Annotated in this window: 15 protein-coding genes; 4 read left to right on the top strand and 11 right to left on the bottom strand. The window is 63.2% G+C overall.

Going from position 1 to position 13,008, the window contains the following annotated elements; all coding sequences use genetic code 11:
• Positions 1-71: 71 nt before the first annotated feature.
• Together AC1RT2_RS16955 and AC1RT2_RS16950 are read right to left on the bottom strand one after the other, a co-directional pair.
• Positions 72-575: a hypothetical protein gene (locus AC1RT2_RS16955; RefSeq protein ID WP_493103707.1), complete on the bottom strand. Its 504-nt coding sequence runs from the start codon at positions 573-575 to the stop codon at positions 72-74.
• Positions 572-1,126, bottom strand: coding sequence for a CGNR zinc finger domain-containing protein (locus AC1RT2_RS16950; RefSeq protein WP_493103705.1), 555 nt, complete (start codon positions 1,124-1,126; stop codon positions 572-574). The genes AC1RT2_RS16955 and AC1RT2_RS16950 overlap by 4 nt, the downstream gene beginning before the upstream one ends.
• A gap of 113 nt (positions 1,127-1,239) precedes the next feature.
• On the opposite strand from AC1RT2_RS16950, the gene AC1RT2_RS16945 reads away from it, so the two are divergent.
• Complete coding sequence (locus AC1RT2_RS16945; RefSeq protein WP_493103704.1) at positions 1,240-2,136, top strand: branched-chain amino acid ABC transporter permease; 897 nt, start codon at positions 1,240-1,242, stop codon at positions 2,134-2,136.
• Positions 2,137-2,140: 4 nt separating this feature from the next.
• On the opposite strand, the gene AC1RT2_RS16940 is transcribed toward AC1RT2_RS16945, so the two are convergent.
• The 5 genes from AC1RT2_RS16940 to AC1RT2_RS16920 form a co-directional block, all read right to left on the bottom strand.
• A complete protein-coding gene (locus AC1RT2_RS16940) occupies positions 2,141-2,608 on the bottom strand; it encodes a molybdenum cofactor biosynthesis protein MoaE (protein ID WP_493103702.1) in 468 nt (155 codons plus the stop codon).
• A gap of 3 nt (positions 2,609-2,611) precedes the next feature.
• On the bottom strand, positions 2,612-2,866 hold the full coding sequence (gene moaD, locus AC1RT2_RS16935; protein WP_444797714.1) for a molybdopterin converting factor subunit 1: 255 nt from the start codon (positions 2,864-2,866) through the stop codon (positions 2,612-2,614).
• A gap of 1 nt (position 2,867) precedes the next feature.
• The gene (gene pgsA, locus AC1RT2_RS16930) at positions 2,868-3,452 is read right to left on the bottom strand and encodes a CDP-diacylglycerol--glycerol-3-phosphate 3-phosphatidyltransferase (protein WP_069059227.1); all 585 of its coding nucleotides are present in this window, start codon (positions 3,450-3,452) and stop codon (positions 2,868-2,870) included.
• Between the two features lie 104 nt (positions 3,453-3,556).
• Positions 3,557-5,608 carry an excinuclease ABC subunit UvrC gene (gene uvrC / locus AC1RT2_RS16925; RefSeq protein WP_493103699.1) on the bottom strand — a complete coding sequence of 684 codons (2,052 nt, stop codon included), beginning with the start codon at positions 5,606-5,608 and terminating at the stop codon, positions 3,557-3,559.
• Positions 5,605-6,369 carry an SDR family oxidoreductase gene (locus AC1RT2_RS16920; RefSeq protein WP_493103697.1) on the bottom strand — a complete coding sequence of 255 codons (765 nt, stop codon included), beginning with the start codon at positions 6,367-6,369 and terminating at the stop codon, positions 5,605-5,607. Before AC1RT2_RS16920 ends, uvrC begins: the two co-directional genes overlap by 4 nt.
• Before the next feature lie 359 nt (positions 6,370-6,728).
• On the opposite strand from AC1RT2_RS16920, the gene AC1RT2_RS16915 reads away from it, so the two are divergent.
• Positions 6,729-7,370 carry an outer membrane protein gene (locus AC1RT2_RS16915; protein ID WP_493103695.1) on the top strand — a complete coding sequence of 214 codons (642 nt, stop codon included), beginning with the start codon at positions 6,729-6,731 and terminating at the stop codon, positions 7,368-7,370.
• A 55-nt stretch (positions 7,371-7,425) separates the two neighbouring features.
• Here AC1RT2_RS16915 and AC1RT2_RS16910 read toward each other — a convergent pair whose 3' ends face one another.
• The 4 genes from AC1RT2_RS16910 to AC1RT2_RS16895 are packed head-to-tail and all read right to left on the bottom strand — an operon-like array spanning position 7,426 to position 10,105.
• Complete coding sequence (locus AC1RT2_RS16910) at positions 7,426-8,016, bottom strand: glutathione S-transferase family protein (protein WP_493103693.1); 591 nt, start codon at positions 8,014-8,016, stop codon at positions 7,426-7,428.
• A 37-nt stretch (positions 8,017-8,053) separates the two neighbouring features.
• Positions 8,054-8,731, bottom strand: coding sequence for a ribonuclease T2 family protein (locus AC1RT2_RS16905; RefSeq protein ID WP_493103691.1), 678 nt, complete (start codon positions 8,729-8,731; stop codon positions 8,054-8,056).
• A 60-nt stretch (positions 8,732-8,791) separates the two neighbouring features.
• A complete protein-coding gene (locus tag AC1RT2_RS16900; RefSeq protein WP_493103689.1) occupies positions 8,792-9,196 on the bottom strand; it encodes a hypothetical protein in 405 nt (134 codons plus the stop codon).
• Between the two features lie 48 nt (positions 9,197-9,244).
• Positions 9,245-10,105 carry a 23S rRNA (adenine(2030)-N(6))-methyltransferase RlmJ gene (locus tag AC1RT2_RS16895; protein WP_493103687.1) on the bottom strand — a complete coding sequence of 287 codons (861 nt, stop codon included), beginning with the start codon at positions 10,103-10,105 and terminating at the stop codon, positions 9,245-9,247.
• An 85-nt stretch (positions 10,106-10,190) separates the two neighbouring features.
• Between AC1RT2_RS16895 and AC1RT2_RS16890 the strand changes: the two genes are divergently transcribed.
• Positions 10,191-12,323: a molybdopterin-containing oxidoreductase family protein gene (locus AC1RT2_RS16890; protein ID WP_493104014.1), complete on the top strand. Its 2,133-nt coding sequence runs from the start codon at positions 10,191-10,193 to the stop codon at positions 12,321-12,323.
• Between the two features lie 16 nt (positions 12,324-12,339).
• The gene (locus AC1RT2_RS16885) at positions 12,340-12,939 is read left to right on the top strand and encodes an NUDIX domain-containing protein (protein ID WP_493103685.1); all 600 of its coding nucleotides are present in this window, start codon (positions 12,340-12,342) and stop codon (positions 12,937-12,939) included.
• Positions 12,940-13,008: the final 69 nt, after the last annotated feature.

Here is a 13,008-nt window from a genome sequence, read left to right as displayed (position 1 = left end):
ATCCTCCCGGTCGGAACCGTTTCAGACGGGACGCGTGAGCTTTGCCGAATATTCGTCAGGCCCAATATTCATTAGGTTGGGCAGGTCGCCATTTCAAAATGCTCTGGCGCCTTGCCGTCCTTGAAGACCTCCGGATTTTTCTCGTAGCCGGGGCCGATGACGAGCGCTTTGGCCGGCAGGATGCTCTGGTCGGCGCTGGAGGTCACCTGTGTCTCCAGCGATTGCAGCCTGCCGCCGTCGGGACCGATAACGGCGATAGTGACCTTGTAGGGCTGGCCTTTTTTCACACAGGTGATGTCCGGGCTTTCCAGTACGACCCTTGGCAGGTTGGGGAAAATCTTGCGCTCCAGCGTCAGCGGTGCACCGCCGGCCGGGTTCTCGAATTCGGCCTTCACGACGGAGCCTTTCGGCAGGGGCTCGGTCTGTTCCAGCGTGACGAGATAAGTCGCATAGGCGAGACGGTAGTTGAAGACGAACATCTTTCCGGTGAGCTTCAGCGGATCCTGCCCCGTCTCGCGCTGGCAGGCAGCGAGAAGAAGAACGAGCGGCAGCGCGATCAGCAAAGACGTCCTCATGACCGTGGCTCCTCGCGGGTGCGGTGATAATGGCGGCTGGCCTTCGCGCGGTTGCCGCAGACCGCCATGTCGCACCAGGCGCGCGAACGGTTGCGGCTGCGGTCGAGAAAGAGCCATTGGCAGTTCGGGCAGATTTTCAGCCGCTCCGGCTCCGGGCGCGCGACCAGCAGGAGCGCGGAGCGGGCGGTCGCGGTGTCGAGCGCCTGCGGGCGCATGCCGGATAGCCGCAGCGACGCCGAAATGGCGTCCAGCAGGTCGGCAAGCAATGTGGGCATACCGGTCCCCAGGATTTCGGCGCGAAAATGCCGGTCGATCGCTTCGCGCAGGTCGATCAGCCCCGTGCGGGCGGGCGCGCTGACCGGCTCAAGCGCGCCGAAGACATCACGCTCACCCCCATGCCTGTTTGCCCCGGCGGGAAAGGCGTCCATCACGACGGGGTCGGCGAAGCGATCGATCCGCCGCTCGGGATCGGCGCGCAGCACGACAGAGTTCGCCACATCCAGCGCAAGTGCGCCGCCGGAAAAACGATGCGGGGTCCAGGAAAAGGTCATAAGCATATTCTAACTGGTAAAAGACGTTTTGTCAGTTATATATTCAGCGCACGAAAGAGATGCAAAGATCGCTCTCTGCGAAGTTGCGTGAACGCGGAAGGCATCCGGACCCGATGGCCTATTTCCTGCAGCAGATCGCCAATGCGGTGCCGGTCGCCGCGCTCTATGCGACGCTTGCCTTCGGCTACTCGATCGCCTTTGCGGTGACGCGCCGGGCGGATATCGCCTACGGTGCGCTCTTCGCTTTTGCCGCGCAGATGTTCGTGCTGTTTGCCGGTTTCGGCTGGACGCAGCTCTGGCTGGTTTTGCCCGCCGCGCTGGCCTTTGGTGCCGCGGTCGCCTTGTTTTACGGTGTCGGCGCCGGCCTTGTCATCGGGCGTCACGTCATGCGGCCGCTTGCCTTTTCTTCCGACAACACTGTTGTGGTGGCGGCGCTTGGCGTCGTACTGGTGCTGTTGGAGACGGCGCGGCTCGCCTCCGACACACGCAGCCTCTGGCTGCCTCCGCTGCTTAGCACGCCGGTGGTGTTCTGGAACGATCCCGCTTTTCCGGTCGTCTTGACCGTGTTGCAGCTGGCAAACACGCTGGCCATGGTGGCAATCGTCATCATCGGCCACGCGTTTCTCGCCCGCTCCGCCTGGGGCCGCCGCTGGCGGGCGGTCTCGGAAGACCGGCTGGCGGCAGAGCTGTGTGGCGTCGATGCCGCCGGCGTCTATCTCTCCGCCTATGCGGGAGCGGCGCTGATCGCCAGTCTCACCGGCATTCTCGCCGTCTCCTATTACGGCAACATGGATTTCGGCGCCGGTCTGGTCTTTGGCGTGAAAGTGCTGTTCATCGCCGCGATCGGCGGGGCAGGGGCGCCGCTCTTGTCAGCGCTTGGCGGTGCGGCGATGGGGCTCGCGGAAACGCTGTGGGGCGCTTATGGAGATTTTCTCTGGCGGGACCTAGTGATCTTTTCCGCGCTCGTGCTGCTGCTGGTGATCTTTCGGCGCGAAAGGCCGGTACCGTAAGGTCCTACGACCACTTCGCCAGCGCCCGGTCGTCGCTGTCCTTGGCGTCGACCCAGCTGCCGGTGCGACCGTCGGCAAAATGCTCTTTCTTCCAGAACGGCGCAGACGTCTTCAGGTAATCCATGACGAAGGATGCGCCGTCGAAGGCAGCGTGGCGATGGGGGGCAAGCGCGATGACGAGCACGATGTTTTCGCCAGGCTGGATCTTGCCGACCCGGTGGATGGCGGTGAGCCCGAGAAGTGAAAAACGCGCCACGGCCTCTTGGCAGATCTGGCCGATCTCGGCCTCGGCCATGCCCGGATAGTGCTCCAATTCCAGTGCCGCAAGCCGGCCGCCTTCGTCGCGGCAAAGCCCGGTGAAGGTCACGATAGCACCGGCATCCGCCCGACCGACGGTGAGATGCGCGGTTTCAGCCGCCACGTCGAAATCCTCCTGCTGAACGCGGACGATGACCGGTGCCGCGGTGGCCACGGGTTAGCCCCCCGTCATCGGTGGGAAGAGGGCGATCTCGCGCGCACCAACGATCGGCTCGTCGTGCTCGACATGCTCCTGGTTGATCGCAATGCGGATGACGTTCTCATGCTCCAGCGCATGGGCATAGTCGTCGCCGAGCGTCTTCAGGTGCCGGAGAAGATCGCTGCCGGTCTTGACGGAGGCCGGCAGGTCGATCTCTTCCTCGCCCTTGCCGATCCGTTCCCGCACCCAGGCGAAATAGACGAGCTTCGTCATCTCAGTCGTCCACGATGTGCTTCAGGCCGGCGCGGAAATAGTCATAGCCGGTATACATGGTGATGAGTGCCGCGATCCACAGCATGCCGATGCCGATTTCGGTCGTGTAGGGCAGCACCTTGTCGCCGGCGGGGCCGGCAAGCAGGAAGCCGATCGCCAGCATCTGGATCGTCGTCTTCCACTTGGCGATGCGCGTCACCGGCACGCTGACCTTCAGGTCGGCGAGATATTCGCGCAGGCCCGAAACGAGAATCTCGCGGCACAGGATGATGATCGCAGCCCAGATCGTCCAGCCGGCAATCGTGCCATCGGCGGCCACCAGCAGCAGCACGGAAGCGACCAGCAGCTTGTCGGCGATCGGGTCGAGCATGCGGCCGATATTCGACGTCTGGTTCCAGATCCGGGCGAGATAGCCGTCGAGGTAATCCGTGATCGACGCCACGGCGAACAGGCCAAGCGCCGTCCAGCGCGCAAAGTCCGACGATTGCAGCCGGCCTTCGATGAAGAAGCAGAGCACGATCAGCGGAACCGCCAGGATACGGGCGTAAGTGAGGAGATTCGGGATGTTGTATGCGCGGGAGGCCATGGATTCTTCAGTCTCGACTGTGTTGCCGGCTAGATGAGGTCTTTGTGACAGCGCCGTCAACCTTGTTTCCGGCAATTCTTGGCGAATTTACGGTGGCGGCCTTACTATCCCGCCGCATCGTCGTGGAAGTGGTTGTAGACGAGGCGGGCGACGCTTTCGGAAATGCCTTCGACGGCCATCATATCCGTCATCGCGGCGCGTGAAACGGCCTTGGCGGTGCCGAAGTGCTGGAGCAGGGCGCGCTTGCGTGTCGGGCCGATGCCGGCGATCTCGTCGAGCGGGTTTTTCACCATTTCCTTCTTGCGCCGTGCGCGATGCGAGCCGATGGCGAAGCGGTGCGCCTCGTCGCGCAGGCGCTGCACGAAATAGAGCACGGGATCACGCGGCGGCAGCGAGAAATCCGGGGTGCCGCGCATGAAGAAGCGCTCGCGCCCGGCCTCGCGGTCAGCGCCCTTGGCGACGCCGATGGCCACCACCTGGTCGGTGATGCCGAGGTCTTCGAGGATGGCGCGCACCGCCGTCATCTGGCCCTGGCCGCCGTCGATGAGGATGACGTCCGGCCATGCGGGAAAGGGCAGGTCCGCGGCTTCCGCGCCGGTATCGGTAGCGCTGCGGTCCGGCAGGCCCTCTTCCTTTATCAGGCGGGCGAAGCGCCGGGTCATCACTTCCTTCATCATGCCGAAATCGTCGCCGGGCGTGATGTCGGTCGATTTGATGTTGAATTTTCGGTATTGCCCCTTCACGAAGCCTTCCGGCCCCGCCACGACCATGCCGCCGACGGCATTGGTGCCCATGATGTGCGAGTTGTCGTAGATCTCGATGCGGCGCGGCACGGTGGGCAGCTTGAAGGTTGCGGCAAAGCCTTCCAGCAGGCGCGACTGCGAGGCGGTCTCCGCCAGCTTGCGGCCATGCGCCTCGCGGGCATTGGCCACCACATGGTCGACGAGGTCCTTCTTCTCGCCGCGCTGCGGCACGGAGATCGTCACCTTGTAGTTGGAGCGCTCGGAGAGCGCCTGTGCCAGCAGGTCCATTTCCTCGACCGTCTCCGACAGCAGGATCTGCCGGGGACAGGGCTTGTCGTCATAGAACTGCGCGAGGAAGGCGTTGAGCACTTCGGCGCCCGTCAACTGCGGGTCGGCCTTCGGGAAATAGGCGCGGTTGCCCCAGTTCTGCCCGGTGCGGAAGAAGAACACCTGGATGCAGGATACGCCACCCTCATGATGGATGGCGAAGATGTCCGCCTCCTCGACGCCCGCGGGATTGATGCCCTGGTGGCTCTGCACGTGGCTGAGTGCGGCCAGACGGTCGCGATAGACGGCGGCGCGTTCAAAATCGAGGTCCTCGGCGGCAGCGTTCATGGCCTCCGCCATATGCGCCTTGACCTTCTGGCTCTTGCCGGAAAGAAAGTCCTTCGCCTCCTGCACCAGTTCGCCATAGTCCGCGTCGCGGATCTCGTGCGTGCAGGGACCGGAACAGCGTTTGATCTGGTAGAGCAGGCAGGGGCGCGTGCGGCTTTCGAAGACGCTGTCGGTGCAGGTGCGCAGCAGGAAGGCGCGTTGCAGCGAGTTGATCGTGCGCCCCACCGCACCGGCGGAGGCGAAGGGACCGAAATAATCGCCCTTGCGGCTGCGCGCGCCGCGATGTTTGAAGATCGCCGGTGCCCGGCTGTCGCCGGTGAGAAGAATATAGGGAAACGACTTGTCGTCGCGCAGAAGCACGTTGAAGCGCGGGCGCAGGCGCTTGATGAGGTTGGCTTCGAGCAGCAGCGCCTCGGTTTCGGTGCGCGTGGTGACGAACTCCATGTTCGCCGTCTGGCGCACCATCTGGGCGATGCGGTTGGAATGGACGCGGCCCTGCGCATAGTTCGTCACGCGCTTCTTCAGGCTGCGCGCCTTGCCGACATAGAGCACGTCGCCGTCGGCATTGAACATGCGGTAGACGCCGGGGCTGTTCGGCAGGCGCTTGACGAAAAACTCGATCAGCTCGGCGCCGAGAACACCTTCCGGCACGTCGCCGCCTTCGTTCCAGTCGATGCCCGGGGTGGCGATGACGGGCGCGACGGCAGCTGCCGCCGGGCTTTCTAGAAGCTCGTCCTCGTCGTCTGTTTCGGTCTCGTCATAGAGGATGCCGCCATCCTCCACCTTCCGGCCAGTCATTCCGCGATCTCCGCGACATCGGGGGTTTCCCAGGCGAGATGCTGCCCGCCATCGAGGGCTATCATTTGCCCCGTTATGGATGGCGTGTCGAACAAAAAGCGAACTGTGCGGCCGAATTCCGAGAGATTCGGCCCGCGGCGCAGAATGAGGCCCTCCACCTGCGCCTGGAAATCGGCGTCGTCCTGGCGCTCGTTGGGGAGGGAAGGGCCAGGACCGATGGCGTTGACGCGCACGCGCGGCGCAAAGCTCTGCGCCATGGTGCGCGTCGCCATCCACAGCGCCGATTTGGAAAGCGTATAGGAATAGTAGCGCGGCGTCGGGTTCCAGACCCGCTGGTCGATGATGTTGACGATCGAGCCGGCCATGCCCTCCGGAAGCTGGCGCACGAAGTCGCGCGCAAGGATCGACGGCGCCTTCACATGCACGGCGAAATGCCGGTCCCACAGTGCGTCGTCGAAGGCCGTGACCGTATCGGGCTTGAAGAGGGAGGCATTGTTGACGAGAAGGTCGAGCGGGCCGATTGCTGCAATGGCCGCCGCAATAAGCCTGCCCGTTGCCGCGCCGTCCGAAAGGTCGCATTGCACGACAGCGGTCGTCACGCCCTGCGCGCGCAGGTTGCGGGCCAGTGCCTCGGCGTCCTCGAGGGATTCGTTTGCATGGATGGCGACGGCAAAACCGTTCGCCGCCAGATCGTCCACGATGGCTTTGCCGATGCGTTTTGCGCCGCCCGTCACCAGGGCCGTCTTCAAGGGCTTTTTCAACAAAAATCCATCCTGCCGATTCATTTGATTAACCGGCCAAAGATATAGCCATCCTTGCGCAGGCTTAAACTCCCCCGGACAATTGATTGCGGAAAAATTAACCGCAAAGGCGACTTCAAAGTAATTTGAAGTACATTTTACTGAATTTCCGACTAGTTGAAATCATGGTTAACGAATGCCCTGTTGTGCAAATGGCACATCCAAATTGTGCCGCGGCCATGCCACAATGATTTCACATTTTGGCTCTTTCAATTCCTCAATCTTTATTCAATTTCACCTCAACCGGGCGGGACTGAATTAGAAATGACGATGCCCGAACGCCTCCCAAGGGAGGGCGTCGTTTAGTATAGGAGAATATCATGCGTACACTCATCGCCACCCTCATTGCTTCGACCGTTTCGATGGTCGCTTTCCAGGCCGCTCACGCTGCTGATGCCATCGACGATATTCCGCAGGCTCCGGCTGCTGAATATTCCGAGCCGGTTGCAACCGGCAACTGGGCCGGCGCCTATGCCGGTGGTACGGCCAGCTGGCAGCGCGGTGACTTCAACCACCAGGGCAAGGCCAAGGCCAACGGTTTTGGCGGCGGCGTCTATGGCGGCTACAACATGCAGCAGGGCCAGCTGGTTTACGGCGGCGAAGCCGACCTGAACTATTCGGGTGTTGACTCCAAGCACGGCGGCACGACTGCCAAGCAGGGCGCCAACGGTTCGATCCGCGCTCGCGTCGGTATCGACCTGAACCCGGTCCTGCTCTACGGCACCGCCGGTATTGCCGGCACGAATGCCGAGATGAAGAACGCTGCCGGCAAGGACGACCGCAGCATGGTTGGCTGGACGGCCGGCGTCGGTGCCGAAGCCTTCGTGACCAACAACATCACGGCACGCGTCGAATACCGCTACAGCGACTACCAGAAGAAGAACTTCAACCTCGGCGGTACCAAGGTGAAGTCCGGCTTCGAAGACCAGAGCGTCCGCGTCGGTCTCGGCGTGAAGTTCTAAGCCAGACAGCTTTGAAATTGGAAAGGCCGGGCGAAAACCCGGCCTTTTTTTGTGATCAGTCCTTGAACTGCGCGTAGTCCGGAAACACCGCTTCGAAGCGTGCGAGATAGCGCTTCAGCTTCGGGCGGCCACGCTGCCACTTTCCGGCAAAACGCAGTTCGATGTAGCGCAGCAGGGCGGCAAGGGCGAAGTGGCCGGCATTCGGCTTCTTGCCGAGCCGTGGCATGTTGGCTTCCAGGTGATCGAGCCCGCGCTCCGCCTTCTGCCACTGCCGGTCGATCCACGGCTGATGGACCTTTTCTTCCGGCCGCGAGCGCCGCTCATAGACGATGGCGAGCAGGCAGTCGCAGATACCGTCCGCCGCCGCCTCCAGCACATCCACCTCGGTACGCTTGGCGGCATTGCGCGGATAGAGCGTGCCGCGCGTCTGGCGGTCGATGTAGTTCATGATCGCCCGGCTGTCATAGACTGCAAGTCCATCATCCGTCAGCAGCGCCGGGATCTTTCCGAGCGGGTTGGCGGCCAGCAGTTCGGCCGGGTCCGCGTTGGTGTCGACGGCCACCAGTTCCGCGGGCAATCCGGCAAAGTGCGCGGCCATGCGCACCTTGGTGGAGTAGGGCGACGTGGTGGAATAGAAAATCTTCATGGCATGGTCCTGTGTTCTTTGGATTTAAGGGGTCACGCTAGCGGATGGGCGGTTGTTCGATGGACTTGGCGCGGCAGGATGCGCGGTCGACTTCGGGGCAGGGGCGGAGCGACAGGTCCGGGTTCATGCAGATGCGGACCTCTTCGAGCCGCCCGTCCTCGCAGGTGACGGCAATGCCCTTGCGCTCGAGGCCCGGATTGGCCGCGATGAAGGCCTGTTCCACCGCATCGGGTGTGAGGCGGTTACCGTCTCGGCGGGACTCCAGTTCGGCCGGAACCGTAATGCGCTGCCGGGCTGCACGAACGACAGCGAAATAGTCCTTCTGGCTGAGACCCGAACAACTGCCGTGTTTACGCCACTGGTGGCCGATCAGGCCCATCGACGGGATGATGTCGAGCACGGTGCGGCCAAGCCCTTCGGGCACGCGGTCAGGCTCGCGGGTCGGACAGAAGTCCGGGTAGCCCCGGTCGTTCTGCGGCCAGAGACCGTGCACGATGAAACCGTTGTTTTCGCCCCGGCGGCATTGCTGCGTCCGCCCGCCGGCATCGTTTCCGGCACACCAGGTCGGCGACCAGGAGAGGGAGAGCACGTAGAAATCAAAACCCTTGCCGAGCGGAATGTGCGCCGGCGTCTCCGGCACCTTGCTGCTGGCTTCCGTCCTGCTTTTTTCCGCTGGCTTGTCGTCGCTGCAGCCGGCGACAGCCAGCGCCGCCATCCCGGCGCAGAGTAGCGCTAACGTTCGAAGTCGCGAGGGTTTTGCGGAGGGCATCATCGCTCAACGCAGCGAGCGGCAGTCGGCGCCATAGACATGCCAGGGGTCAAGGCCGGAAATGCAGAAGTCGATCTTGTAGCCGCTGCCGGCAAATCCCAGGCCCCATTGCACGACATACCAGAGATCGCGCTGCTGGCCGTCGGTCAGCGAGACCTTGGCGTGGCAATATTCCCGCTCGACGGAGGAGATATCCGCGGTGCGCGGCTGGTAGCGGCTCATGCGCGTGCTGTGGATCCTGGCGATGTCCGCATCGGTCTGCAGGAAGGGCGCCGTCTTGTCCCGGAAGGTCTTGGTGATGTGGTTCAAGGTCGAGGGGCGCCGGCAGGCATCATGCGGGCTTGCCGCGGCATGGCCGGCCAGCAGCGCCGAAAACGTCACCCCGAGCGCGACTGCGAGAAAAGGCTTCATCATGGTCTCCCGATTCCCGGCGAGATTGTTGTCGCCGGCAGGCAAAGGTCAAGGGGTCTTCGCTTCGCCGGAAAGCCAGAAAGCGCGTGCCGAGGCGAACCGGTCCTGCGCCAGCCGCTCCTTCAGGAAGGGCAAGAGCACGTCGAGTTCCTGCTTCAGCGTGAAGGGCGGATTGACGACGATGAGGCCGGAGCCGGTCAGGCCTGTCGTTTCCCGGTCGCTCCGGACCGTGAGTTCCGCACAGAGCATTTTCGGGATTCCCGTCTCCTTCAGCGCCTTGTGGAAGGCCGCGATGGGGGCGTTCTTCTTCAACGGATACCAAAGGCAATAGACCCCGCCGGCAAAACGCCGCACGGCCTTTTCCAACCCGTCCACCAGCCGCTCATATTCGCCCTCGATCTCGTAGGGCGGATCGACCAGCACGATGCCGCGCTTTTCCTTCGGCGGCAGGTGTGCGCCGAGCGATAGCCAGCCGTCGAGATGGGTGATGCGGCTCTGGAAATCGCCGTCGAACAGGCGATGCAGCGTCTCGTAATCGTCCGGGTGCAGCTCCATCGCGGACAAGCGGTCCTGCGGGCGAAACAGCATGCGCGCCAGTTTTGGCGAGCCGGGATAATAGGTTAGCCCGCCATGTGGATTCAATTCGTGAACGGCCTTCAGGTAAGGCGCGAGGATGTCGGCGACCGCAGGCGGCATGTCGGTGTCGAGCAGCCGGCCGATGCCATCAAGCCATTCGCCGGTCTTCTGCGCCTCTTCGCTGGAAAGATCGTAGAGCCCGATGCCGGCATGGGTGTCGAGCACGCGGAACGCCTTGTCCTTCGCCTGCATGTAGGTGACGAGGCGGGCGAGCACGGCGTGTTTCAGCACGTCTGCGAAATTGCCGGCATGGTAGATGTGGCGATAGTTCATGCGGGTCCCCGCGGCGATCAAACGCCCTGATGCGACGATGAATTGTTGCGATGATAGAATGATTTGCCTTTAGGCCATCCAAGCTCTGCAATATAGAAAAGCCATGAACGTTGCGACCCCCCATCTCGGAAAACCGCGCATCGGCCATTCGGCCTGTCCGCATGACTGTCCCTCCACCTGCGCGCTCGATGTCGAGATCGGCGCCGACGGCCGCATCGGCCGCGTCAAGGGGAGCGCGGACAACAGCTATACGGCCGGCGTCATCTGCGCCAAGGTCGCGCGTTATGCCGAGCGTCTCTATCATCCCGACCGGCTGATGAAGCCATTGGTGCGTAAAGGCGAAAAGGGCAGCGGGGAGTGGACCGACATTTCCTGGGATGCCGCGCTCGACACCATCGCGGAAAACTTCGTTAAGGCCGAACAGGCGCATGGCGTCGAAGCCGTCTGGCCCTACTATTATGCCGGCACGATGGGCCTCGTGCAGCGCGATTCCATCGAACGCCTGCGCCACGCGAAACGCTATTCCGGCTTCTTCGATTCCATCTGCACCAATCCGGCGTGGACCGGCTTCACCATGGGCGCCGGCACCTTGCGCGGTCCCGATCCACGCGAAATGGCGAAGTCAGACTGCGTGGTCATCTGGGGCACCAATGCGGTCTCCACGCAGGTCAACGTGATGACCCACGCGGTCAAGGCCCGCAAGGAGCGCGGCGCCAAGATCGTCGTCATCGACATCTACGACAACCCGACGATGAAGCAGGCGGACCTCGCGCTGAAGCTCAGGCCCGGCACCGACGCGGCCCTTGCCTGCGCCATCATGCATGTCGCCTTTCGCGATGGTTACGCCGACCGCGCCTATATGACGAAATTCGCCGACGATCCGGCTGGTCTCGAAGCCCATCTGGCGACCCGCACGCCGCACTGGGCTGCCGATATCACCGGCCTTACCGTCGAGGAGATCGAGACCTTCGCTGCCCTCGTCGGGCGCACGAAAAAGAGCTACTTCCGTCTCGGCTACGGCTTTACTCGCAGCCGCAACGGCGCGGTGTCCATGCACGCCGCGCTCTCCATCGCCACGGTGCTCGGCTCCTGGCAATATGAAGGCGGCGGCGCGTTCCACAGCAATTCCGGCATCTTCCACCTGCGCAAGAGCGAGTTGATGGGCATGAAGCTCATCGATCCGGATATTCGCATGCTCGACCAGTCGCAGATCGGCCGGATTCTCACCGGCGATGCCGTGGCATTGCGCGATCGCGGCCCCGTCACGGCCATGCTCATCCAGAACACAAACCCGGTCAACGTCGCGCCGGAACAGCGCCTCGTGAAACAGGGTTTTCTCCGCGATGATCTGTTCGTCGCCGTGCACGAGCAGTTCATGACCGACACGGCGAAGCTCGCCGATATCTTGCTGCCGGCCACCATGTTCGTCGAGCACGACGACGTCTATCGCGGCGGCGGACACCAGCACATCCTGCTTGGTCCGAAACTCGTCGAGCCGCCGGCTACGGTGCGAACCAACCTCTTCGTCATCGAGGAACTGGCAAAGCGTCTCGGTGTCGCCGACCTGCCGGGCTTCGGCCTGTCGGAGCAGGAGCACATCACCCGCATGCTGCCCTATTACGACACGGACTTCGACGGTCTGAAGGAAAACAAGTGGATCGATTGCCAGCCGGATTTCGACACGGCGCACTTCTCGAAAGGTTTTGGTTTCCCGGACGGAAAATTCCGCTTCAGCCCGAACTGGACGAACACGCCCGCGCCCAACAAGCCGCCGAAAGTGCTCGGCGCCTTCGGCCCGCATGAGGCGCTGCCGGCCTTCCCGGATCATGTCGACATCATCGAGGCGGCGGATGAGGAGCACCCGTTCCGGCTCGCCACGTCACCGGCTCGCATGTTCCTCAATTCGACCTTCACCGAGACAAAAGGCTCGCGCGACCGCGAGGGCCGGCCGGAAGTGATGATCCATCCGCAGGATGCGGCGGCCAACGGGCTTGAGGAAGGCGATATCGTTCGCCTCGGCAATGTCCGCGGCGATATCCGCCTGCATGCAAAGATCACCGACAGCGTGAAGCCCGGCGTGCTGATCGCCGAAGGCATCTGGCCGAATTCCGCCCATCTCGACGGCGAGGGCATCAATGTCCTGACGGGGGCCGACCCCGTCGCCCCCTATGGCGGCGCCGCCTTCCACGACAACCACGTCTGGCTGCGCAAGGCCTGACGCCGAAGGATTTTTCATGCTTGCAGAAGCCCCGTCGCCCATCCGCATCGTCGACCAGACCACGGTGTGGAAGCGTTTCATCCACCTGCGCACGCTCGTCGTCGAGCAGACCCGCGCAGACGGCCGTGTCGAGCGGCTCGACCGCGAGGTGCACGACCACGGTGCCGCCGCGACCGTGCTGCTCGTCGATCCCGTCCGGCAGTCCGTCATTCTCGTGCGCCAGTTCCGCCCCGGCGCCTTCCTCGGCGGCCACCCGGACGGTTTTCTGCTCGAAGTTCCGGCCGGTCTGCTCGACGACGACAGCCCGGAAGAGGCCGTCAGCCGCGAGGCGATGGAGGAAACCGGCTACACGGTCCGCGACGTCCGCCACCTTTTCGACATGTATTCCAGCCCCGGCACCCTGACCGAACGCGTCAGCTGCTTCGCCGCCCATATCGACGCCTCCAAACGCGATGGCAACGGCGGCGGCGTGGAAGGCGAGGGGGAGGACATCGAGATCATCGAAATGCCGATCGACGAAGCCTACGGCCTGATCGCCACCGGCGGCATCGTCGATGGCAAGACAATCATGCTGCTGCAATGGCTGATGCTGAACAGGGCCGCGTTCGGCGGTTGATCGTCGCTCTGTGGGTCGCGACGACGAATGCACCACGGATGCCGGCGCAAGGCCGGCATAGCGGGCGAA

The sequence above is a fragment of the Shinella sp. GW821-FHT11G07 genome (genome assembly GCF_058808115.1).
The sequence above is the reverse complement of the archived record's forward strand: the minus strand, read 5'-3'. Positions and strand labels throughout refer to the sequence as shown.